This is a genomic window from Adlercreutzia muris (genome assembly GCF_041223505.1).
GTDB lineage: Bacteria > Actinomycetota > Coriobacteriia > Coriobacteriales > Eggerthellaceae > Adlercreutzia > Adlercreutzia muris.
This window is the reverse complement of record NZ_JBCLQK010000002.1, coordinates 73,881-97,800: the sequence shown is the minus strand read 5'-3', so window position 1 is coordinate 97,800 and position 23,920 is coordinate 73,881. Positions and strand designations below refer to the sequence as shown.

At 65.5% G+C, this 23,920-nt stretch carries 16 protein-coding genes; 4 read left to right on the top strand and 12 right to left on the bottom strand.

Annotation, left to right across the window (positions count from 1 at the left end):
* Positions 1-110 precede the first annotated feature (110 nt).
* From AAK988_RS02380 to AAK988_RS02350, 7 genes are all read right to left on the bottom strand, one after another.
* A complete protein-coding gene (locus tag AAK988_RS02380) occupies positions 111-1,673 on the bottom strand; it encodes a hypothetical protein (RefSeq protein WP_369872707.1) in 1,563 nt (520 codons plus the stop codon).
* Between the two features lie 112 nt (positions 1,674-1,785).
* Positions 1,786-3,093 carry a 4Fe-4S binding protein gene (locus tag AAK988_RS02375; protein WP_369872706.1) on the bottom strand — a complete coding sequence of 436 codons (1,308 nt, stop codon included), beginning with the start codon at positions 3,091-3,093 and terminating at the stop codon, positions 1,786-1,788.
* 349 nt (positions 3,094-3,442) lie between these two features.
* The gene (locus AAK988_RS02370; RefSeq protein ID WP_369872705.1) at positions 3,443-4,432 is read right to left on the bottom strand and encodes a 4Fe-4S binding protein; all 990 of its coding nucleotides are present in this window, start codon (positions 4,430-4,432) and stop codon (positions 3,443-3,445) included.
* 13 nt (positions 4,433-4,445) lie between these two features.
* A complete protein-coding gene (locus AAK988_RS02365) occupies positions 4,446-5,156 on the bottom strand; it encodes a 4Fe-4S dicluster domain-containing protein (protein WP_369872703.1) in 711 nt (236 codons plus the stop codon).
* 275 nt (positions 5,157-5,431) lie between these two features.
* Positions 5,432-6,346, bottom strand: a complete 915-nt coding sequence (locus AAK988_RS02360) for a dimethyl sulfoxide reductase anchor subunit family protein (RefSeq protein WP_369872702.1) — start codon at positions 6,344-6,346, stop codon at positions 5,432-5,434.
* Positions 6,347-6,352: 6 nt separating this feature from the next.
* On the bottom strand, positions 6,353-7,012 hold the full coding sequence (locus AAK988_RS02355) for a 4Fe-4S dicluster domain-containing protein (protein WP_016309656.1): 660 nt from the start codon (positions 7,010-7,012) through the stop codon (positions 6,353-6,355).
* A gap of 18 nt (positions 7,013-7,030) precedes the next feature.
* The gene (locus tag AAK988_RS02350; RefSeq protein ID WP_369872701.1) at positions 7,031-10,675 is read right to left on the bottom strand and encodes a molybdopterin dinucleotide binding domain-containing protein; all 3,645 of its coding nucleotides are present in this window, start codon (positions 10,673-10,675) and stop codon (positions 7,031-7,033) included.
* Positions 10,676-11,007: 332 nt separating this feature from the next.
* Between AAK988_RS02350 and AAK988_RS02345 the strand changes: the two genes are divergently transcribed.
* Both AAK988_RS02345 and AAK988_RS02340 read left to right on the top strand, forming a co-directional pair.
* Entirely contained in the window at positions 11,008-11,961 is a 954-nt protein-coding gene (locus AAK988_RS02345) for a hypothetical protein (RefSeq protein WP_369872699.1), read from the top strand.
* Between the two features lie 9 nt (positions 11,962-11,970).
* Positions 11,971-13,926, top strand: coding sequence for a UvrD-helicase domain-containing protein (locus AAK988_RS02340; protein ID WP_369872698.1), 1,956 nt, complete (start codon positions 11,971-11,973; stop codon positions 13,924-13,926).
* A gap of 249 nt (positions 13,927-14,175) precedes the next feature.
* Here the strand turns inward: AAK988_RS02340 and AAK988_RS02335 are convergent, their stop codons facing one another.
* Both AAK988_RS02335 and AAK988_RS02330 read right to left on the bottom strand, forming a co-directional pair.
* The gene (locus AAK988_RS02335; protein ID WP_240806167.1) at positions 14,176-14,871 is read right to left on the bottom strand and encodes a TorD/DmsD family molecular chaperone; all 696 of its coding nucleotides are present in this window, start codon (positions 14,869-14,871) and stop codon (positions 14,176-14,178) included.
* Between the two features lie 3 nt (positions 14,872-14,874).
* A complete protein-coding gene (locus AAK988_RS02330) occupies positions 14,875-15,705 on the bottom strand; it encodes a hypothetical protein (RefSeq protein ID WP_135971541.1) in 831 nt (276 codons plus the stop codon).
* A gap of 239 nt (positions 15,706-15,944) precedes the next feature.
* Between AAK988_RS02330 and AAK988_RS02325 the strand changes: the two genes are divergently transcribed.
* Positions 15,945-16,460, top strand: coding sequence for a LisH domain-containing protein (locus AAK988_RS02325; protein ID WP_135971542.1), 516 nt, complete (start codon positions 15,945-15,947; stop codon positions 16,458-16,460).
* 170 nt (positions 16,461-16,630) lie between these two features.
* Positions 16,631-18,532 carry a response regulator transcription factor gene (locus AAK988_RS02320; RefSeq protein WP_369880336.1) on the top strand — a complete coding sequence of 634 codons (1,902 nt, stop codon included), beginning with the start codon at positions 16,631-16,633 and terminating at the stop codon, positions 18,530-18,532.
* Positions 18,533-19,085: 553 nt separating this feature from the next.
* Here the strand turns inward: AAK988_RS02320 and AAK988_RS02315 are convergent.
* Genes AAK988_RS02315 through AAK988_RS02305 form a run of 3 tightly spaced genes read right to left on the bottom strand, consistent with a single transcriptional unit; the run spans position 19,086 to position 23,771 of the window.
* A complete protein-coding gene (locus AAK988_RS02315; RefSeq protein ID WP_151429689.1) occupies positions 19,086-19,958 on the bottom strand; it encodes a dimethyl sulfoxide reductase anchor subunit family protein in 873 nt (290 codons plus the stop codon).
* The gene (locus tag AAK988_RS02310; protein ID WP_135971597.1) at positions 19,958-20,620 is read right to left on the bottom strand and encodes a 4Fe-4S dicluster domain-containing protein; all 663 of its coding nucleotides are present in this window, start codon (positions 20,618-20,620) and stop codon (positions 19,958-19,960) included. Before AAK988_RS02310 ends, AAK988_RS02315 begins: the two co-directional genes overlap by 1 nt.
* 4 nt (positions 20,621-20,624) lie before the next feature.
* Positions 20,625-23,771: a molybdopterin-containing oxidoreductase family protein gene (locus tag AAK988_RS02305; RefSeq protein WP_135971596.1), complete on the bottom strand. Its 3,147-nt coding sequence runs from the start codon at positions 23,769-23,771 to the stop codon at positions 20,625-20,627.
* Positions 23,772-23,920 lie beyond the last annotated feature (149 nt).

The following is a 23,920-nucleotide window of genomic DNA, read 5'->3' as shown; positions in this document are numbered from 1 at the left end:
TCAGCCCATGAAGCGATCCGATCGATCCTTCCCCTACAAACAAAGAGGGATTCCCTCGGCGACTAAGCCAAGGGAATCCCTGCTATCGAATTTCGCCGAGAGAAATCCAGCTACGACCGCTGCCAACGTGCAATGACCAAGGCGAGGAGAGATACTGTCGCCATCGCAAAAAGGACGGCCCCTCCCGTCGCATCGCCCGTTTGCGCCAGGGGCGTCGTAGACGAGGCTGTTTTCTTGGCAACTCGTTCGCCATCTTTCACCGGCTTCTCAGTCTTTCCATCGGCCTCAGGCCCAGTGCCCACCTCATCTTCGGAAGGCCCCGGCTCTTGGCCCGCTTCCTGCTCGGGAATGCCAATCGCGAAGGTAGAGAGATCGCTTACCTCGACGCTCACATGGCCGTCAGCCACCTGAACCCGCTGAGAAGTGATACGACCATCGTTGTGCACGTGCCACAGAACAACCCAGTCTCCATCACGGCCGCCGAATTCCTTGGCCTTAACGGGGAATGTAAGCTTGAGCGTGCCGAAACCGTCGTGAACCTCGCCACCATTCACGGTCATATCGACTTCGTATACGCTGTCCAAAACGCATTTCCCATCCCCGAGGACGACCATGAGCTTGTCATAGGCAGCCCCCGACTCCACCGCCTCGGCGTCCACTTTGACGTAGCTGCCGTCGGGAACGTTCTCGCCGCTCAAATTTCCGCTGGCCGTGATTCCCGAGCTTCCCCCTACATGGATGGCATCATCTGCGGCCGACTCCTCTTTGACGAGCCACAGAGACACCAAAGCGACATCTGCGGTAATGGGGGTGTTGAAGTCGTAGCGCGGGCTGTTCACCGTGAGCGTTTCCGCCATCAAGTCGAGGCGCCCGTCGGTGGCCCAATCAACGGGAATGGCGGTCCAGCCAATGAACTTCCTATCGGGATGGATCTGCTGTGCCTGGGCTACATCTCCTTGGATCTCAGCCACGAGCTCGGGGTTCCCAGCGACGGAACTTCCCTTCCTCACCTTATAGCGAGAGGGTGCTCCACTTCCCTCGATCATATCGGGAGCATCTACCGGCCACCAACCGGCTATAAAGACAGTGCGGGTCTCCTCGGCCGCGTCCTGAGCCGTTTCGGACTGGGCCGACGATGCTTCCTCCGAAGCGGGGGCGTCAGCCTTGACGCTGGCATTCGGAACAGCGCCCTCCTCGACACCGGCGCTCAGTGCAGGCTCTTCATCAACGGGCTGCTCTGGGGAAGAGGCCTCCGGGGAAGGCACTCCGCCCGCGTCCGTTGACCCCCGCGACGGCTCGCCATCGATGGTCGATGCTTCCCCGTCGCTCCCCACGGGCGCAGGGACCGCGACATCAGACGCAGGGGCATCGCTGTTGACTTCCTCGCTCTCGAAGGGAATATCCTGCACCTCCAAAGGCGCTTGAACGGTCTCGTCACCGGCGAAGGCGCTCGCCGCACCCACCGACGGCAGTCCCATGCCCGCGACCAAAGCCACGGCGCACAGAAGCGAACCCCACCGGGAAAGACGCTGCTTGCTCTGTTCTCTCACTCCGATCTCCTTTTCTCCACGAAACACTCTCTCCGAGGCATCCGGACAACGGTTCGGCGCCCACCTATTCAAAGTAAAATTATAGAATTGCGCCCCTTCGCCGAGCCCTCCCGAATCTGACATAAAAACGCCCATTTATGCGGGGCACACACAAAAGCCCCCGAGCCATGAAGAGGATAGAGGCTCGGGGGCGGGGTAGGGCAGCTGCCAAAGTTACCGGGAGAAAGGCAGCCGTCTACCTCTCGAAAATGTCGCCGTTGAACGTAAGGCGGAAGGTGTCGAGAATCTGATGGGGGTTGTCGGCCAGGTCCACCGGCCGCGGCGTCATGGGATAGCGATGGCAGGTGCCATCCACCAGCCAGTCGGTGCGCACCTCGTCGAGGATCGTGATGGCCTGGGTCGGGCAGATGTCCCGGCAGCTGCCGCACTTCACGCAGTCGGCGGGGGTATGGGCCACGCCCAGTGCGCCATCGGCCTCATCGAACTTGGCAATGGCGCCGGTGGGACAGAACGTGGCGCACATACGGCAGGAAACGCACTTCGCGCCATCGATGACCACGGCCCCCGCCAAGCGGCACGCCACCGACGGAGCCGCCGGCTCGCCCAAAGCAGCCAGGGCATCAAGTAAGCGCTCGCGCCGATCGGGAACGAAATGGGGCAGGGTGCCGTCCTTCATGACGTGCAGGGAATGGGACGCGACCTTGCGGCTGTGACCCGAATTCCAGAAGAAGCGCAGGCCCGGGCCCACCGTGGCATCGGCCGCCTCGGCCTCCGGGGATGAGAGGGACACCGGGCCGCGACCGACTGGGCGCGGGCCGCCCTCGGAAACCGCCCCGGCGGCCATAGTCGCGCCATCGCGCACCACGGGCACGCAAGCGCGTCTCTCGGCGAAGAAGTCGTCGCGGGCCCAGGCCACCTCAGCGGCCGTAACGCCCCCGGCCAGCAGAAACTGCGGCACCTCGTCGGTCACCCGCACGGCCAGGGAGGCACCCCAGGCATCCAGCAGGGTCCGAGCCGTCTCGGCCACGAGCACGGCTGTAGCGGCCCCGTGGCGCTGGGCGCACCGGTCGCATCGGCCGCAGAGCACGGTAGCCTCCCGCACCCCGCGGGCCGCCAGGGTGCACAGAAGCGACTCATCCACGCGCCCGGCGCACACCACGGGAACCACGGCAGCGCTATCCACGAGGCCATCCAGCGCCTCCAGGGCCAGCCCGCAGCCCACGACCACCCGCCCGTCGCGCACGGCGCTCAGGCAGGCACCGGCCAACTCGGCATCGCTCGGGTTCAGAGATTCCAAAGCGCACGTGGGGCACACCGTGGCACAGGTACCGCAGCCGACGCACCGGGCCGCATCGATAACCAGCTCGCCCTCTACCAGGGCAATGCAGCCCGAGGTGCAGGCGGCGGCGCATTTCAGGCACGCCACATTGCGATTGCGCACCTTGGCGCAGCGCTCCCGATGAACGTGAATGGCCGCGCTGTCCACGGCCGTAAAGGCAGCACCCACATGACGGTGAGCGGCCGCATCGATCTTCTCAACCATAGCTGCTCCTCTTCAAAGGCGGTCGAGCCTCTCCCAAAGCTCTTCCGCTCTTACAACTAAAGCAATATCTCTTACGTCGGGCTCCGGCGGCCGCCCTCGCCGACCTCTGCGCGCCCTGCACTCTGCTCAAAATGATATCGCGCAGGCGGCCCGCGGAACCCGTGCTCGCCGACCTCTGAGCGCCCTGCGAAGAACGCGGCTCAAAAGAAGCAGATTCCACGCCAGCAGCAGCGATGCGGGGATGGTACCGACTAGCGTGCGTCATCCCCTCTGCTTCTCTCGCCGCGTTCGCAGCAGGAGCAGCGCGAAGCGGGCGGCGAGCACGGGTTCCGCGAGCCGCCCCAAGTTCCTAGTCCAGCTTCGGCTCCAGATCCTCCAGGGCCGGGTCGGCCACCACAACGGTGCCCTTCGCCTTCTTCCCCGCCAGCAGCGGCATGGTGATGGCGCGGGTGGGGCAGGCGTCCACGCAGGCGCGGCAACGGGTGCAGTCGGCCGTGGTGAGCTCACCAAAATCGGGGTGGCGCAGATTGATGTCGAACTGGCATACCTCGGCGCACTTGCTGCACGAGGCGCCCTTGGCGGTTTCCAAGCACTTCTCATCGTCGATAACCGGCACGAAGGTGCGCGAGAAGCGGCCCACCAGGTTCATGAGGGCCGACAGCGGGCAGAAGCGCGTGCACCACTTCCGCAAAAACACGATCTCGATGATGAGCATGGCCGGGATGAGAATGATGCCGATGGTGGCGTCGCCCGCCGAGAAGGCCCGCCACAGCACGAGCACCGTGGCGAAGGTGAGGCCCACGGGGCACACGAGGCAGAACACCGGGAAGCCGAACACGGCCGTGGACAGAAGCGCGCCGCCGAGCACCGCGTGGCGCGAGTCCAGCTTGCCGTGCTTAACCGGCTGGCACTTCCCGCAGGCACCGCAGGCGTGGCCCTTGGCGTCCTTGGCGCCCTTCGCCGGCTTCAGACTGTCCAGCTCTTGCTGGGAGATAGCCTTGATCTCGGCGTTCTTCTGCTCGGCCAGGACCTTGCGCTTCTTGGGCGAGCGGAAGTAGTCGCGGATGCGGTAGATAAGGGTGGTGGGGCACAGCCACGCGCAGAAGGCACGGCCCACGAGCAGCACGAGGGCCGCCATGATGACGAGCGAGATGACCGCCCGGGGAATCATGGTCTTCGTGGCGATCATGGTGCCGAGCGCGCCCAAGGGGCACAGCGCCGCGATGGTGTCCCAGCCGAAGCCGGACAGGGTGCCGGTGCTCACGCCGGCCACCAGGCCGATGGTCATCACGCCGAACACCGCGGCGGCAATGAGGGTGCGGAGGTTCTTGGTCTTCATGGGTGCGTCCTCCCTACGCCTGGATGGGGCGCACCACAATGGCGCGCTCGTTGGACTTGATGGAGCCCGAGGACAGCGACAGGCACACGGCTTGGCAGGCACCGCAGCCATTGCAGCGATCCTCGATAACGTAGGGAATGGGGTTCGCGCCGCCCTCGTCCTTCAGCTCGATGGCGCCGTACTTGCAGGCATCGTAGCAGTCGCGGCAGCCGGTAAGGCGGTAGGCCAGACAGGTGCGCGGGTCAATTTCGGCCGTGCCGATGACAATGTCGCCCGTCTCGCCAGTCTCGGGGTTGCCCACGGTGTAGGAGGCCGGAAGCTCCAAAGCCTCGGTGGGGCACACGGCCACGCACTGGGGCACGCCGCCGTTTTCCTCGTAGCAGAAGTCGCAGTAGTTCCCCGTGTTGAAATCGAGCATGGGACTGCGCATGCCGAGCAGGCCGTCCTCGATCTTCGCGGGCACGATCACCTTGCGCGGGCAGGCCTCGTAGCAGCGCTCGCAGCGGATGCAGCCCGACACCAGGTGCGCCTCGTCGGTGCCTCCGGGAGGCCGGTTCAGCGGGTTGTGCCCCGCATAGCGCAGGCCGCCTAGCCCCAGCAGGGCCACCGTGGACCCCACGCCGATGAACAATCCGCGTCGCGAGATGCCGCCGCGCTCGGTGCGCTTGGGCTCAGCGGCGCCATCCCCGGGCACCGCCGTCGCTTCTTTCTTCTCCTCAGCCATGGCTTCTCCTCTTCACTCTCGCTCAAATGGCTTCAAAATCGCGGTTCCGCACGGGCGCAATCGCGATTTTCAAGCCATTTCGGAAACCGCATGGCCCCTCCCCGGGGAAGGCGCCGCCCGCGCGCCGCGTTGCCCCTCGGGAAGGGGGCGCGATCAGGCAGGGAAGCGAGGCGGGCCGACACGTTGCCTGCGGGGCTTGTCCGGTAAGAAAAGCCCGCCTCGCTCAGGTTCCTCAAAGGGCGGCCCGTCGACCAGAACGGGCCGCCTCCGTTACGCTAGTTCGCCCACTGGAACTGGATGAGGGCGTTCACGGCCACTTCGTAGAGCAGCACGCGCCACACGATAGTGCCGATGATGGCGCACGCGATGGCGATCACGGCGGCCACGAGCACCTTGTCGGCGGCAATCTTGCCGGTCATCGCCAGGAAGGAGACGATGGCCGGGGCCACGCACCCGATGACGATGGCGCCGAGCCAGAAGGCCACGGCATGCTGGCCGGTCATGATGGCGCCGGTCACGGCAGCCTCAGCACCGCGCATGGGCACATCGGGCAGGGTCGGGTCGAAGTAGTACTCCATGGTGGTGTAGGACTCGCCCATACCGGAGATAGCCACGGCGTAGATCACGGTCACGATGGCCACGCACACGGTGCCGATGAAGGCCAGGGTGCTCGACAGCTTCACGGCGTCCTCGGCCTTGGTGGCGCCGGCGATGATCATGGCGGCCAGACCGCCGAGCATCACCGTGGCGGCCACGTAGTACACGGGCAGCAGCATGGTGTCCCACACCGGGATGGCGGCCATGAGGTAGGAATCGCCGGTGGCGAAGGGCAGGGCCACGGACACCACGATGGCCAGGATGGCACACCACTTGGGGGCCACACCCTCCTCAGCGCGACGCATCATGAGGAAGTACAGCACCACGGCGATACCGAAGATGATCACGAAGATCAGCTCGATGGTAATGCCCGAGGTGATGTGGCCAAAGCCATTCAGCATGCGCAGGGGGTTCTCCAGATGGAAGAACACCGCCAGGCCGCCCACGGCCAAAGCCACGATGGCGCTCACGCAGGAGGCCAGCTGCATGGCCTTGCCCTTGCCCGCCAGGGTCAGGATGCCCTGGACGAGGAAGATGCCGGAGGCCAGGCAGTTAAAGAAGGTGAAGAGAATAAGGGGCCACTGAATTTCCATTGGTAGTTACTCCCTCCACTTGCGGCCCTCACGCAGCAAGTACATGATCTTGGGATCGTTGCCCTTGTTGGTGAGATGGTGAATGTCGTTTTCGGTAAAGGCTTCCACGTAGTCCTTGAGCTTGACGCGGGTCTTGGTCATCTCGTCGTACTGGCAGCCCGGGCTGTCGGGATGGGCCGGCGCCTCGAAGTTCGCCACACCCTGGTCCAGATCGCCGAAGAAGCGGGCGCGGGCGCCGCACTGGGCCACGCACTGGGGCAGCTCGCCCTGGGAGATGCGCTGCTCGCACAGCGTGCACTTCTCCACGACGCGCTCCTCCTCATTCAGGTAGCGCACGCCGTAGGGGCAGGCCATGGCGCAGAACTGGCAGCCGATGCACTTGTCCTTGTCGATCTGGATAGTGCCGTCGGCGGCCACGTGCGAGGCCTCGGTCGGGCACACCTTCACGCACTCGGGGTTCTCGCAGTGCTGGCACTGGACGGGAAGGAAGTACATCTCCACGTCCGGGTAGGTGCCGGAGCCGCCCTCGATGGGGTGCGGACCGACGCGCAGGGTCTTGATCCAGAAATTGCCCACGTCGACGCCGTTGATGGCCTTGCACGCCACGGTGCAGGCAAGGCAGCCGGTGCAACGGTTCAGGTCCGTGATGATTGCGTAGTTGGACATAGCTTCTACCTCCTTCCTTTATTCCTTGATAAGGCTGATCGTCTGCAGGCCCTTAGCGTCGGACTTCGCGTAGGTGAGCTCCACCTTCGAGTCGTCCAGGCGCGGGTCGTTGGCCAGCCATTCCTTCAGACGCGGGTCGTTGGCGTTGGTGATGGCCTCGTTGCCCCACGGATCGCACGGAACCGGGTTGCCGAACGGCGAGTTCTCCTCGGTGGCCTTGTAGACGACCATCGGGTTGCCGCGCAGCTGGGAGGCGCCGCAGATCCAGCACTGGGCGTACTTGTCCATGGTGCAGTTGATGCCGACGAGCTCGAAGCCGTGGGCGGCGTGGTCCATCTCGGGATACCACCAGGCATGGTTGGCGTTGGTGGTGCCTTCCTTGATACCGTAGTACAGGTCGGCCACCTCGCGGATGGCGCCCCACGGCGTGCGGACCCAAATCCAGTCGCCCTGCTCGATGCCGAGGCGCGCCGCGTCGTTCGGGTTCATCTCGAAGCGCGGGGACGGCCACAGCTCGCGGCACCAGGGCAGCTGACGGTGCTCGGAGTGGAAGTACACGGGCTGGCGAGCGCCGGAAGTGCAGATGAAGGTGGCCTCCGGGTTCTCCTTCACGGCCTTCTTGTAGGCCTCGAGGTTGTCGGTGTCGCCGTTGTCGGTGGCCTGGCCGGTGCCCACGCCCTCGATGAGGTGGTAGGGCCTGTTCAGGTAGCTCTCGCTGTTGTAGGAGGCGCCGTCCACCAGGCTGGCGTCGTACCACTCGGGGTTGGAGACGCGGGAGTTCTTGGCCTCGAACCAGTGCGGGAACTTGTCGATGTCCGGAATGTCGCCAGCGTAGGCGGCACGCTCGGGCGAGCACACCTCAGCGAAGTACGGGGTCTTGTCGCCCACCTTCACCGTCGTGCCCGGCGTCTCCAGCACGTAGGACTCGGTCACCGTGTCGCCGATATAGGACTCGCAGATGGTCGACCAGATCTCAACCTTGCCGGTGGGAGTGCCGAAGGCGCACTTCTCGTCCACGGCAGCGTACAGGTTGTAGCCGGCCTGCTGGCGACGGTAGCCCATCTCCCAGCGGCGATAGGTGCCCCAGCGCTCGGGATGCCACTTGCGGCAGTCGAACCAGCCCTCTTCCTGGAACTTCGCAGCGTACTGCGGGAAGTCGGGGCCATCGGGGTACTCCTCGGTCTTCCACCAGTCGGTGGCGTCCTTGAGCACGCGGTACTCCTGCTCCTCGTAGCCCACGCTTCCGCCAGCCTGGATGAAGTCGTGGTAGTCGAGGTTCAGCCACTCGTCGTACTCGGGGTCGCGGTCGTTGAACGGCACGCCCATGGACTTGTGCAGGCACACCACGAAGGTCGGGTCGAAGACCACATCTCCGATGGGCTCCACGCAGCGCTGGCCCGCGCCGAAGATGCCGCCGGCACCCTGGGACACACGGCCGGTGTTGGTCTCCAGCCAGTGGGTGCAGGGGAAGACGTAGTCGGCGGTGCCGTTGTTCGGGCAGGACCACAGGTTGATGTCCACCCAGAAGTCGAGCTGCGTGAGGGCGTCCCATGCTTCCAGCAGGTTGGACTGGTTCATGAAGTCGCCGGACATGCAGATGCCGCCGTAGAGCTTGTAGGGAGAATCGATCTCGCGGATGGCGTCCCAGATGGAGGAAGCGTCGGTCCAGGAGTTCCAGAAGCGCAGCAGCGGGAAGCGCTCGGCGGAAATCTGGTCCGCGTTGGCCTCGAACGGGGTCTTCACGCCCGGGAAGGCGCGGGAGCCCTTGTAATCGCCGCCCTTGCGCATGGCGATGATACGGGCCTCCTCATCGGTGGGGATGTGGTTGCCGTAGCGCTCCATGAGCGGGGAATTCTCCGCCTGCAGGTACTTCACGAAGTTCTGGATCAGCGGGATCTGGTCCTCAATGGTCAGATCGCGCGGGGTGTTGCCGAGCTCCATGGTGCCGATGCCCTCGCGAATGCCCCAGTCGACGGGCTCATGATCGGTCACGATCATGTTGGCGCGGCCGGCGCAGCCGTCCACCTGGGCCTTGGAGGAGCCGCGGTTGCCGGCGGGCTCGTCGGAGTTGCCAGTCAGGCAGGCGATGAGCTGCAGGGCGCGGGTGTTCTGCACGGCGTGGCCGGTCTGGTCGGGAGCCAGCTGGTAGTGGATGCCGCCGTTGCCGTGAAGCGGGTTCAGGCGCGTGGTGTAGGTGCGCACCGCCTCCTCGATCTTGTCGGCGGGCACCTCGGTGATCTGGGACACGTTCTCGAGGGTGTACTCCTCCAGGTTGTGCTCCCACTCCTGCCACACGGACTTGGCCTCGATCATGGTGCCGTTCTTCAACTTCACCTGCACGCCGTCGGGCCACAGCTCCGGGTCCTTCGGCAGGCCCTTCGGGTTGGACTTGGCGCCCTTCTCGTTGCCCTCGCCGGTCCAGTAGGCGTCGTAGGCCGGGTCGGCCGGGTCGGCGAACTTGGAGGGGTCGGGCAGCCAGGCATCGGCGATGATGGGCTTGTAGGGGTGCTCGATCCAGGTACCGGTGGTCGGGATCTTGTGCTTCTCGCCCTCCCACTGGCATTCCTCGGCGTCCCAGTAGGTCGGCTTCTCGTTGGCGGCGTCCCAGCAGATGAAGCGGCGGTAGGAGTACTGCTCCGGAGCCGGCTCCCAGAACTGGGAAACCCACTCGCGGTCCAGATCGGCCTCGGTGAGAAGACGGCTCGTCATGTGAATGCCGCCGTTCATCTCCAGGAAGTAGCCCTTGTAGGTCTTGCCGTCGGCCTCGGGGTTGTACAAAAACGGGCCGTTGGACCAGCGCTTCACGAAGTTCTTGTCGTAGGCGTCGTTGTCCACGATCCACTTCAGCCAGCCGAGCGACAGCGCCAGGTCGGTGCCGACGCGGATGGGCAGCCAGATGTCGGCCTCCTTGCCCAGCGGGCTCATGCGAGGGTCCACCAGGATGTGCTTGTAGGCGCGCTGCGAGCAGTCGACGACGGTACGGTTGGTGGAGTCGTAGTTGGAGTACTCCGACGCGGTGCCCCACTGCACGTACACGATCGGGCCCTGCTCCACTTCCATCCAGGGCGAGCCCTTCTCATCGGTGAGCACGCCGCCGAAGTGGCGGGGGCCCTTGCAGATCTCGTAGGCGGAATGGAAGTTATGGGTGCCGAAGACCGACTTCAGCGTGCCATAGGGAGGCTGCGCCCACACGCGCGAGGTGCCGCCCATGGAGAAGATCGACTTCCCGCCGTACTTGCTGATGAGCTCGTTGTACTTGGCGCCGACCTCGTCCATGGCCTCGGCGAAGTTCACACGGACCCAACCGGGATCGTCCTCGCCCTTGGGGTTGGTGCGCTTCATGGTGTAGCGCAGCCGATCGGGATGGTACAGAGCCAGCATGGACGACTGCGACTTGGCGCAGCAATGACCGCGGCTGTGCGCGTTGGACTCGTCACCCTCAACCTTGATGACCTTGTTGTCCTGCACGGTGACCCACACACCGCATTCCACTTTACCGCACGCGCGGCAGCAGGAACGGATGCGCTTGACCTCACCAGCTGATTCGTCGACGCCCTCGGCCAAAGCCGCAGACGGAGCGGCGGCAAAGCTCAAGGTGCTCGCAGCGCCCGTGACGGCGGCTGCCTTCAGGAAGCTGCGACGAGTCAGTGAAAGTTTAGCCATGGGTCCCTCCTCTCTCTTAGAGTAGATAGCTTTCAACAAAACACCGAGAGCCGCCGGCGGAGCCTTGGCGGCGCGTCCCTTGGATGGATGGGAGGGATGTCCGCCGCAGCTGTCGGCAAGCTGCCGATGTTTTGTTGCCCAACGGTGAGAAATGATACGGAGCTGTTACGTTTCGCAATCATAAGAGCAGGCCGATTCAGGCCCGCGCAATCATCCGCAAGCTCATCTCTTCAGGATGATTTCCCTGTTCGCGCCCCTCCTATACTGGTCGGCGAAGAGGATAGGCGGCAGCTTGGCCCCGTGCTGGCTGCCAATAGGAAAGGAGACCCCCGATGGCAAAACCCCATCCTTCCATGGCGTTGCTGCTCGATCTGGACGAGCGTCTCGTGGACAACGATCTGCGCCTGGAAATCGACCGCTGCTACTCTTATCTGGGAACGCCGGTGGTGCGCACGCACCCGGCGGGCGAGGGAGCGCCGGAAAACGCCATCCGCATGATGGTGCGCGTGGGAGCGCGCGAGTACCTGGATTCCGCAGTCGAGGGCGCCGACGCGCTGTGGAGCGACTCGATCGAGCACTGGCTCTTGAACCAGGTGCACGCCGTTGAGAACCAGATGAAGATCTTCAACCGCCGCCAGCGCGAGGAGGGCCGCGACGAGCTTGCCTTCACGTGGCTGGAAGTGGAACTGCAGGGCGGCCGGCTCACGGTGCGCCTGCGCCTGGATTCCTCCTGCGGCATCGATCCGGCCGACAGCGTGTGGGTGACCCGCGTGCGCACGGCCCTGAACGAGGGCGCCCTCGGCGAGGGCGTGGTAGCTGTGCAGCTGCCCTCCGATGCGTCCTTTGAGCAGCAGTACGTCGCCGGCATGGCGGCGCTCGCGGCCCGCAAGGTGGCCGAGGAGGAGGCGGCGCGCGCTGCCGAAGCGGCCGCGGCGGCCGAAGCGGCCGAAGCCGAGGCCGCGGCAGAGGCGACGTTCATGGCCTCGCCGGCCCTGGTGGCCGAAGCCGAGGAGGCGGCCAAGGAAGCCGAAGAGGCCGCCGACATCGTGGTGCAGGCCCGCATTGCCCGCGACCTGGAGGCTGCCGAGCGCGGCGAGCTGGAGAAGACCCCCGAGCAGATCGTGGCCGAGCGCATCGCCGAAGAGGCTCATCTGGGCGAGGACATTCAGAAGAAGTACGCGCTGCCCGAGGCCGATTTTCCCATCGCCTTCGACCAGTGGACCGTCATATACGCCGATGGCACCACCCGCGACTTCAACGCCGAGACCGGCGTGCTGGCCGAATAGGAGGCTGCCATGACCGATATGATCGCCGAGATCGCGGCCTTTAACGGCCGAATCGCCAAAATTACCGGACCCGTGCGCTCCGGCAAGACCGAGGCCCTGGTGCGCCGCGCCGCCGCCCTGCTGAGCGCCGAAGTCGCGCCGGAGGCCATTCTGCTGGCCACCTCCACGGCCGAGGCCGCCCGGGTGGCGCGCCGGCGTCTGTCCGCGGCCCTCGCCGCTGCCGGCGCATCCGATGCGGCGGCGCTGGCGGCCCGCACGAACGTGACCTGCGCCCGCGAGGTGTGCCTGGCCGTGCTGGACGCGCCCGAGGCACGCGCGGCCACCGGGCGCACGCCGCGCGTGCTGGCGCCCTTCGAGTACAACTTCTTCCTAGAGGACATGAAGACCCTCGGCACCCCAGCCCGGCGTTTGCGCTCGCTGCTGCGCCACTTCCAGGAGCAGTGGTGCGCGGGCGCTCCCGAGGAGGAGTGGGTGGTACCCGGCGAGGAGCAGGAGACGCTCGATCTGGCCCGGCGCCTGCTCACCCGCACGAACGCCATGCTGGAAGACGAGGTGGCCTACCTCTGCTGCCGCTACCTGCAAAGCGATGCGGGGACCCCGGCGCGCCAGCGCTTCGCCCATGTGCTCGCCGACGACTTCCAGAATCTGTCGGCCGCCCAGCAGACCTGCCTGTGCCTGCTCGCCCGCGACCAAGTGATCGTGGCGGGCAACCCCGACGAGACGGTGGCCGCGGCCAGCGACTTTCCCGCACCTGAAGGCTTTGACACCTTCGATACCCTGCGCCGCGGCGTGACCGTGTTCAACCTGGAAACGGCCTTCGGCAACCCCGACATCACGGGCTTCCGCGATGCCGTGGTGCACGCGGGCAACGAGGACGCCCTTGCCGCCGGCGAGCGCCGAGGCGAGATCCGCAACATTGCCACGGTGAAGTGGAACACCCCCGACGAGGAGTTCAACGGCCTGACGCGCTACTTGTTCGCCCTGAATGCCGAGGACCCCGAGGCCATCCAGGCCGAGACGTGCATCGTGGCTCCCAACAAGCAGTGGGCCCACGCCTTCTCGCAGATGCTCGCCAAGCGCGGCTTTTCCGTGTCGTCTTTGGGCTTCGAGCGCCTGGCCGGCGACCCCCGCGATATGAGCCGCGCCAAGGCCCTTGCGGCCTACACGGCGCTGAACCTTATCGCCGACCCAGAGGACCTGTTCGCCTGGCGCGCCTGGCTCGGATACGGGAACTACCTCACGCTGTCGGATGGCTGGAAGTTCCTGCTGGAGTGGTGCGACGAGCACGACGCGACCATCTTCGATGCCCTGGACGCCGCCAGCGCGGCACGCGCCGCCGGCGAGGCCGAGCCCTACCCCCGCGCCGAGCGCCTGGCCGAGCGCTACGACGCCGGCCGCACGCTCATCGAGGCCAACCGCGCCCGTCGCGGCCATGCCCTGCTCGCGGCCGTGGGCGCCGAGGGCCTGCGCGATTTCGCGGCCCTGGCCGACCGCATCGTGGGCGACGAGGATGCGGCGGCCCTGTACGCCGCGGCCCGCGCCACCCAGTTCGCCCCGGTGCACGAGGACAACCCCCGGGCGGTGCGCGTGAGCTCCTACGAGCAGATGTGCGGCTGCTCGTATCGCGCCGTGTACGCTGTGGGCTGCGTGGACGGATTTGTGCCGACCCGCGACGCCTTCGAGGTGGTCTCCACCGACGCTGACCGCGCCCGGGTGCGCGAGACCGGCCGCCGTGCCTTCGCCGCCGCAGCCGGCAAGGCAGGCGACGCGCTGATGTTCTCCACCTTCAGCAAAGCGCCGTTGGAGTTGGCCGAGCGCACGAAAATGCAGGTCTCCCGCGTGCGCATGGAATCCGGCGAGCGCGTAGCCACCTTGCGCCCCACCTGTTTCTTAGGGGAAGCCGGCGGGGCGGCCCCCATTACCTTGGGCGGCCAGGCCCTCTTGGCCGACATGGGCATCGACTAATCCCCCCTGTCTGAATCGCAAGAAAAGCCCCTCATCGGGGCTTTTCTTTTTGCCTAAGTAATTCCGCTAGCTTTCGACCACGTGCGGCCATGGGCCGCCGCCCTTGCGCTTGTCACCTCCAGATATGCGTCGACCCCGCATAAGGGGGAGGCGGGGTCGACTCGAAAGGAGGGGAAAGAGAGGGGTTGGTAAGGGGTGGGGCCGCAGCGAGGCGCGCGATCGCGACGCCTCCCGAGCCGCCCGGGGCCATTAGGCCTCCACAGAGTCCAGAAGCTCGCGCAGGACGGCCTCGTCTTCTTGAATGGTGCCCAAGGTGAGCTGACCCAAGCCCTGGTAGAACAGGGTGCGGGCGTGCATGCGCATATCGGTCACCATCATGGGAACCCAGTTGATGAGGTGGTTCTCCAGGAAGTCGTAGGAGGTGCGCAGATAGGCCACGGCCTCGTCCTCGGCGTCTTCGGCCAGAGCCTCGGCGGCGCGCAGGGCCATGCGCTGCATGAACTCGAGTTCCAGGGCAATGTGATCCTCGGCCTCGTTCCAGTCGCCACGCTTCAGCTCGTTCTCGCGCAGGGTGGCCAGCACCTCGGCCCGGGCCTCCTGCATGAGCAGGCGCCGCTCGGAGGTGTACACGCTCTCGTAGGGGTAGGCCGCCGAGTAGCCGTTCACGCCGTGTCCGATGAAGGTGCTCACGTAGTCCACGGCAAGCTCCGTCACCGAGTCGTCCCAGGCGCGCTTCAGATAGTCGTACAGCTGATGATAGCCCTCGTCCACGGCGGCATTGCCCGTGGCCTGGGGAAAGCGCATGCCCTGCAGCTCGCGCAAAGTCGCCAGGTCCACTTCCTCGCGGAACAGGCGGGCGAGCATCCCGTAGGAGCGGGCGCGGGCGTTCATCAGATCGACGAGATCCACGTCCCCAGCCGTCTTCACGTCTTCCATCACAGCCATGATCTACGCCTCCTTGCGCGCCTTCAGCTCAGCGAGCATCGCGCGTCCCAGATCGGTCAGGTTCCAGGCGCCCGAGCCCCACAAAATGCAGTCGGTCGCCTCCAGAATGTCTACGAAATGCTGGCCGAAGCGCCGCGGCGACTTCGTGATGTCTATGGTGTCGGTCAGCTCCTCGATGGCCGCAAGCTTGCGGGGCGCCTCGGCCAGCGCGTCCATCACCCGCTCGTACACCTCGGCGTAGCGGGACTCGTCCGACTCCAGCACGATGGCGCGGAACTGGGCCCCGCTCATGTACTCCTCGCGCAGCTTGAGGGCGTCTGCGGTGGCGTGCCAGACGGGATCCACCGTCTCCCTGATCTCCAGGTAGCTCACGCCCTCTTCGGCGCTCTCCTGCTCTTCGGCGGTCTCGGGCATCTCCAAGGTAAGAGCGCCGGCCCGCTCCAGCATGCGGCACAGCGTCATAGGGGCGTACACCGACCAGTTGTCGCGCTGCCATTCCTCCACGCGCTCGGAGATGACGCTGGAGGCGCAGCCGCCCTCGGCGAGGCCGATGATGTTCAGCAGCACCGGTCGGCGATTGGGATTGCGCACGATGAGCGCCTGCAGGGCCGCCCGGGCACTTCCCTGGCGCTCAGGCGAGTACACCGGATCGTGGTGCACCGTCTCGGGCATGTTGCGCATCGTGGGGTAGTCGATGGTGTCGTAGGGGTTCTCGTCGTCCATCCACTCTTGGTCGATGATCGAATCGTCCACCGCCAAGGGGTCGAACTCGTCGTCGAAGGCGAGCAAGTCGAGGGTGTCCTCCCCTGTCGTCTTCGCTGCAGAATATGCCATGGGGCACCTTCCTTTCTTCTATCCTCTTCGCCATCTATTGTAGGAAGATAACCGGGGGCATCTTCATACGGCCAGGTCGTATCTGGAGGTCACGGCATCATCCTCTCGTGATGATTTGCGAAGTGAGCGAGGATGATTCCGCACGACAGAGCCCCTTTTCGCCTTGACGTTTCGCGCGGGCACGCCATAATGGGGGTGCGTTGCGAAACTGCGGGGCTACCGAGTTTTAGGGAGCACTTATGACCAACGCAGCATTCGGCAAGAAGACTCTTGCCATCGCGGTTATGGCCAGCCTCTGTGCGGCCCTGATCGCCGTCCCGGCCTATGGTTTCTACCATGTGCACGACGACGGCGTGTCGGACGGATCGCAGGGCCTGGGTGCCTACGAGGTCTTCATGGTGGTCGACGAGACCGCCGTGGGGGGCGACGTACACTCCGACCTGATGTTCGTTCCGGCGGGCAGCACGGCCGATGTTGTCCTTGACGAGGGCATCATCTCCAGCGAGAATCAGGCCGGTCTGGACGCCATCCACAACTACGACGTCCAGTCTGTCGCCGAGTATCTCGCGGCCAACGGTTACAACTACACGGTTGCCGTGTATCCGACCGGGGAGGTTCAGGCCTACAAAGATGCGGAGGGCGCCTACGCGGCCACGTCTCAGAACGTGAGCGAGGCCTACACCGCTGCATCGAAGGGCGACGGCAGCACCGTCGTCGATCGCTACGACAACGTGGTGATCACGGTGACCCAGTAGGTCGCCACCTTCGGGAGGGCCGTCGTCGACCAGCGGCGGCCCTCCCCCTTTTCGCGGGCCGACATGGCACACGAGACGCTTGACGCTGGCCAGCGCCCGATTCTATAATCCGCTGACTCGGTGTTAAGAGACAAGAAGAGACAGCAGGGGAACCGGCGCCAAGGGGGATCATGGGCTTTCACGTACCGCGCGTCACCATCAGCATCGACTTCGGCAAGGAAGCCTCGTTCGGCGAGCTGAGCCTCATCTCGCTCGGCTACGGGCTGCACCAGGCCTGGATTTACAGCTCCATGTTCGATAAGGGCGGCATCTTCGGCACGGCCCCCTTGGAAGTGAGCCCCTTGAACGAGGAGCTGTCGCTGGCCTACTTCATGTCCATCCTCGTATACGGCGTGCTGCTGCTCATCGCGAGCGCGCTGGACACGAAGCTCATCCGCTTCTTCCACGCCACGCCGACCCTCGCCAGCGCGGCGGCGCTCGGCGCCGCGGGCACCTTGCTTCTGCTTCTACCCGCCTCGGCCGGATGGAACACCGAGATGACCCAGATCGCCTCGGGCGCGCTTACCGGCGCGGGCTCCTCGGTGCTGCTCATCGCCTGGGGCATCGCCTTCGCGCGGCGCGACTCGGCCTCCATCGTCATCAACGGGGCGCTGTCCATCGCCATCGGCTTCGGCATCTACGGCGTGGTGCTGCACCAACTCCCCTTCCCCATCGGCGCTATCGCGAGCGCGCTCATTCCCGTGGCGGAAATGGCGCTTTTGCTCGTGCTGCGCTCTCACGTGAGCCTCGATTTCGACAACCGCCGGCTCGTCTTCAGCCCCCTGCCCATTAACCAAGCGCGCTTCGTGTTCCGCTTCGGGCTGCCGGTGTTCTTCCTCGGCGTGGCCCTAGGCGTGCTGCGCCAAACTTCCATCGAGACGGTGCTGCCCGGTGCCGGCTTCGAGGATCAGGCCATCCTCTTCGTCACCGCCTGCTGCGCCATGGTGCTCATCATGGTGACGTTTCTGGCTCTCGGCGGCAACGAGCGCTGGCATACCTTCTTCCGCCCGCTCATTCCCTTCATCGCCGTGACGGCCGTGTTCATCCCCGTATCCGCCGGCTCCGATTCGGTGCTCACCACTTCGGTGGTGCTCATCGGGTACATGACCTTCGAGGCGCTCATGTGGATCTTCTTCGCCGAGCTCTCGCAGCGCTTCCGCCTCTCGCCCATCTTCGTGTTCGGCCTCGGACGCGGTGTGATGGCCCTGGCAACCCTCGGCGGGTCGCTTCTGCCCGTAGCGAGCGCCGCCCTGCCCGGTATTCCGGCCGTAGGCGAGACGGGCCTCGTGATTCTGGTGATCGTGGCCATGATGGTGGCCTATGCGCTGCTGCCCGAGGAGCGCGAGATGATGACCATCGTATCTACCGCCCCCTGTGTGAAGCTGGCTGCCCAAACCCCGGGCACGCCGCTCGTAGTGGCGAACTTTGCCGACCGCGGCGAAGGCGAGGCTGCAGAAGCAAGCCCGACGGAAAAGGCGGACGCCGCCACCTCGCGAGCACCGTGGGAAATGACCGCCGCAGAAGAGGAGGGCGGGAAGGGAGCCAATCTTGACTCACCAGCGGCCGCCGTCGGCGACAGCGGCACAGCGATGCCGACGGCGGCCGCTGCAACTTCCGCGGAGGGCACCGCCGCCAATGCGGGAAACCCGGCAGCGGTGCCGCTCCCCGCAAGCCCCGAAGCCGATTCGCCCGACCCGGCTCCCACGGCCCTGGCGGATTCTGCGGACGGTGCCGCCCCGATGTCCGAAGCGCGGCGCACCATGCTCGGCGAGACGATCGAGAGCGACGACGAAGGCGCCCGCATGGGCCGCTTCCGTTTGCGCTGCGAGGCCGTGGCCAACACCTACCTGCTGTCGCGCCGTGAAAGCGAGGTGCTCTATTACCTGGCCCGTGGCTACAAATCGGCTTCCATCCAGCAGCAGCTCTACATCTCCGAGGGCACGGCGAAGACCCATATCCGCCACATTTACCGTAAGCTGAACGTGCATAACCAACAAGAGCTCATCCTCCTCATCGACGAAGTGGAGCTGTAGGGCGCGAATCGACGATATGACCGCTCACATCGTCGATTCGCGCCACTTTTGGCTCAGAAATCTCTAACGAGACCTGTTTTCTGTCGCAAACCAACGGTATGCTCAGTCACATCGCCAATTTGGGGCACTTTTGATTCAGAATTCTCCATTGCGAACCGTTTTCCTGCCGCAAAATCATGCTTTGCACGTTCACATCGTCAGTTTGCGCCAACCAATAGCGCGGAAAGCCCCCGGTGGGGGCGATTCGCGTTTGCAAGGGGTTTGGGGAAACGAATCGCACCCGCCGGGGGCTTTCTATTTGTGCGAGATCCTTCGACTGCGCGCTTCGCGCTCCGCTCAGGATGACGCAAGGTGACTCAGCAAAAGTTGAGCGTAGAGGAGGCGCGGGCATTCCAACCGAGCGCAGTTCACCCTAAGGGTACTTCCTCGCTTCGCTCGGGTGCCGACACGCGACATTCCGTGCACGCGAAGACTGTCGAGCGAATTGGAATACCCAGCGGCTCTGACCAGCGGGGAGCCGCGAGCCGCAAAACTCGCAGCCCCCCTTGCCCGCTTAGAAGAACGGGTAGATGCTCACACCGGTCATGTAGAACGTCGCGCGCAGGGCCAGAGCGCTCACGAGCACGCAGGCCGCGCCCACGGCACCCCAGATTTTCCAGTCGCCCTTGGCCTTGCCCACAAAAGCACTGGCCGCACCGGCCACCGCCGCTACAATGGAGCATACGGCCCAGCCCATGGACGCGCCGGAGAAGGGCGCCGTGGAGCCATCGGGAGTGATGTCCAGCGTCGGCTGGGTGGGGTCGTACCAGAACTCCACCGCCGTGTAGGATCCAGCCGTGGCCTGCATGGCAATGAGGTAGGCCACCACGAGCACCACATTGGCGCACTGGCCGATCACGTTGGCCTTGGCATCCAGGTCGGAAGCTTCATCGCGCACGGCACAGATGACGGCCATGGTCGCCGGGCCGAAGGCGCAGGCCGCGCCCAAAAGCGAGCCGATCTGCAGCAGGGAATCCCAGGCCGGCAGCGAGGCCATCATGTAGGAGTGGCCCATGACGACCACGAGCACCACGGCCAGCACAAGACCGGCCACGGCGAGCCACGCCGGCACCCTGGCCTCATCACCGCTGCGGCGCAGGTACACGAAGTAGACCACCATGACCACCGCGAGCACCACGATGGCAATGAGCTCCTGGGTGATGCCGCTGGTCATGTGGCCGAAGCCGTTGAAGATGCGCTCCCAGTGCTCCAGATGGAAGAACACCGCGATGCCGCCGACGGCCAGAAGCGCCACGGAGACGATGAGCGCCGGCATCTGGGCTTTCGCGCCCCGGCCGCGCAGGGCCCACAGGCACTGGGCGCCGAACAGGCCCGCCGCCCACGCGAGCAGCGTCGTAAACAAGATAAGGGGCCATTGCAGTTCCATTATTCCCCACCCTTCCATTCTCTGTCGCGCAGGATGTAGGCGAAGTGCGGGCCGTTGCCCACGTCGGGCAGCCGGTGCACGTCGGCCTCGCCGTACTCCTTGGCCATTTCGCCCAGCTTCACGCGATTGCCGGTGTACAGGTTGTCGTAGGAGCGATCGGTGTCGTAGCCCACGGCCGGCGCCTCGAAGGAGTCGATGCCGGCGTCCAGATCGCCGAAGAAGCGGGCGCGGCCGCCGCACTGGATGACGCACTGGGGCAGGCCGCCGGCGGCGGTGATCTGCTCGCAGAGCGTGCACTTCTCGACCACGCGCTCCTCCTCGTTCAGGTAGCGCACGCCGTAGGGGCAGGCCATGGCGCAGAACTGGCAGCCGATGCACTTGGACTTGTCGATCTGCACGGTGCCGTCCTCGCGCACCTGGGAGGCGCCGGTGGGGCACACTTTCACGCACTCGGGGTTCTCGCAGTGCTGGCAGCCCACGGGCAGGTAGTACATCTCCACGTCGCGGGCGCTCGCGGCGCCGGCCTTCTTGCTCGGGCCGATTCTCAGCACCTTGTTCCAGTAGCTGCCGATGGGCACGTTGTTCACGGCCTTGCACGCGACCATGCACGCGAGGCAGCCCACGCAGCGGTTCAGGTCGGTGACGATAGCGTTCGTTGCCATGGCCCTAGGCCTCCTCTCGGATATCGTAGTTGGGCAGCCATGCCTTCAGGCGCGGGTCGGAGGCGTCGCAGATGATCTGGGTGCCGTCCTCGGGCGCGCAGGGGATGACGTTGCCGTCGGGGCAGTTCTCGGGCGTCGCCTTGTAGATCTTCACGGGCACGCCGCGCATGTGGGAACTTCCGATGAACTTGTCCTGGCCGTAGGGATTCCAGATGCACTCGATGTTGGACAGCGTGAAGCCGTGGGTCGGCGCCGGCAGCTCGGGGAACCACCAGGCGTGCTCGGCGTTGGCCCAGCCCGGCGCGATGCCGTGGTAGAGGTCCACGCACTGGCGCACCTTGCCCCACTCGGTCTCGATCCAGGCCCAGTCGCCCTGCTTGAGCCCCAGCTTCTCGGCGTCCTCGGGGTTCATCTCCAGGCGCGGGGCCGGCCACAGCTCGCGACACCAGGGCAGTTGCCGGTGCTCGGAGTGGAAGTACACGGGGATGCGGCGGCCGGTGGTGAGGATGATCGGGTACTCCTCCAGGTCGATGGTGCCGCTGCCGGCCGCGGACACGGGCGGCTCGTAGTTCGGCATCATCTCCTTGATGACGTCGAACTTGCCAGGCTCGGCCTCGTTGGCCATGTCGAGGCACAGCGTCTCGAACTGCATGGACCAGAAGCTCACCAAGCCCGTGGGGGTGGGGCAGCCGAAGTTGTTCACCGGCTGGCCCGTGGCGGGGTCGGTCGACCAGGGGGCGGCAGTGCAGGCATCCTTGCCCATGCGCATCCAGCCGGTCTCGAAGCGACGGTAGGTGCCCCAGCGCTCCGGCTCTACTACCTTGGCGTTGATCCAGCCATTGTCCTGGAAGTCCTGGCGGAAGTCCTCCCAGTGCTCCCACTTGCAGCCCGGGTAGCGATCCGAGAAGCCCGACACCTCGTTATGGGCCTGGAACCAGTCCTCCAAGCGATCGTCGTGCAGATAGGCACCCGGGGCGTCGCCGGCGATGTTGGTCCAGGTGCCGTTGGGGTTGCCCTGCTTCTCCATGGCCTCGAAGATGAGGCGGTTGATGTCGTAGTCGAACTTCGTGTCGGCCGGCGGCTCGATGGCGCGCTGGGTAAGCCCGATACCGCCCGAGGCGCCCTGGGACACGCGGATGCAGTTCAGCTCGGTCCAGTGCTGGCAGGGCAGGATGATGTCGGCCATCTCGGTGCCGGGGTGGTGGAACATGTTGATGTCCACCCAGAAGTCCAGCTGCGAGAGCGCCTCCCAGGCCAGGTTGGCGTTGGACATGTTCATGAACGAGCCGGACTCGTTGATGCCGCCGCGCAGGCGGTACTCGCCGTTGCCCAGGCAGGCCTCCCAGATGAGGGTCGCATCGGCCCACTCGCCGTAGTAGGGCAGCATGGGGAACTTGCTCGCGCCGATCATCTTGCCGTGCACATCGCGCTTGTCCGGAATGTTCATCGGATCGACGTCCACATCGGCAAGGTACATCGGCGGGCACATGGGCTCTCCGGTGAGCGCTCCCATGCCCTTCAGAGTGTACTTCACCTCTTCGGGCATGTTGGTGCCCGGAGCGGCCGTGGACTGCTCGTCCACAGGGGAGCGCGTGAGGCCGCGGTTGCCGGCAGGGCCGTCGAAGTTGCCCGAGGTGTAGATGAGGTTGCAGATGGCACGCACCGTCTGGGTGCAGTTGCCGATCTGGTCGGGGGCCAGCTGCAGGTGGATACCGCCGTTGCCGTAGGTCTGGCCCTCGGGACGGGTCAGCCACAGCACGCAGGTCTCCTCGATCATCTGTGGGTCGAGGCCCGTGATCTCGGCGGCCCACTCGGGGGTGCAATCGGCCACCGAGGCGGCCAGGTAGCTCCACACGGGACGGGCGGCGTGCTTGCTGCCGTCAGCCAGGGTCACCTCGTGGGTGCCCTCCAGATCGAAGTCGATGTTGGCCTCCACGAGCTCGTTATAGGAGATGGGCGGCAGGTAGCCCTCCTGGGAGGTGCCGGCGTACACCACTTCCATCTGATCGCGGGTGGGGGCCACGTGGTTGCAGCCCTGCCACTGGGTGGTGTCGGCGTCCCAGTACACCAGGCCGCCGGCGCCGTCGTTGGCGTTCTTGTTCCAGGCCATGAACTTGTGGGGGCTGCCGCCGGCCACCAGGTCGCTCTCCTTCAGAAGGCGCGTCTTCAGCTTCGTGCCGATGAGGTCCTGCAGCGGGGGCACGGCGATGGGGGCCGTCAGATCCAGGTAGCGTCCGCCCGTGGGCTCCATGTCCTCCACCACCAGCAGCGAGGCATCGGTCCAGCGCTTCACGAACTCCCAGTCCACCAGGTCCTTTTCGATCATGACATGCTGCCAGGCCAGGGCGAGCGCCCCGTCAGTGCCCGGCTCCAGGTTCAGCCAGTAGTCCGCCTCCTTGCCCGAGCCGGACAGGCGCGGGTCGATGCAGATATGGGCCTCGGCATCGGTCATGCGGTCCACGAGGTTGCGGCAGCTGTCGTCGTAGTTGGAGTTCTCCGGCGCGGTGCCCCACTGCACGTAGACGCGCGGCCCGTCACGCAGGGCCATCCATGGGGAGCCGTCCACGGAGCTGATCCAGCCCATGAGGCGGCGGGGGCCCTTGCAGATCTCCGAGGCCACGTGGGCGTTGGGAGTCTGGAACAGCCACTTGTAGAACGCATAGGGCCCATAGACCCACTGGCGGGACGTGCCGCACATGTTGAAGATGCACTCGCCGCCGTACTGGTCGATGAGCTCCTGGAACTTGGTGCCGATGGTCTCCATGGCCTCGTCCCAGGTGATGCGCACCCAGCCGGGATCCTCGCCCTTGGGGTTGGTGCGCTTCATGGGATGGTAGATGCGGTCGGGGTGGTAGGCCGCCTGCAGCGACGACTGCGACTTGCCGCAGCAGTTGCCCGACGACTGGAACGACGACTGGTCGCCCTCCACCTTGACGGCGCGCCCGTTCTCCACCGTGACCCACACGCCGCACTCCATCTTGCCGCAGCCGCGGCAGCAGGTGCGCACGCGCTTGACCTCACTGCCCTTGCCCGGCGCCTCGGCATCCTCGGCGAGCGCCGCACCGGGCGCGGCACATCCGATGACCGCCGTGGCGGCCGTGGCCGCGGACAGCTTGGCGAAGGTACGGCGACTCAGGTTGAGCTTACCCATCTCTCCTCCTTTGTCTCTCTTCTCTTCTGGAAGCCGCTGGCGCGGTCTCCCACGTTGACATGGTGGCAAAATCGGGGCGCCGTCGCATCATATGTTTGCCATGATTTTTGAGTTTTACCAGTTCAATTCCTTATTTGTCCAGAAAAAAG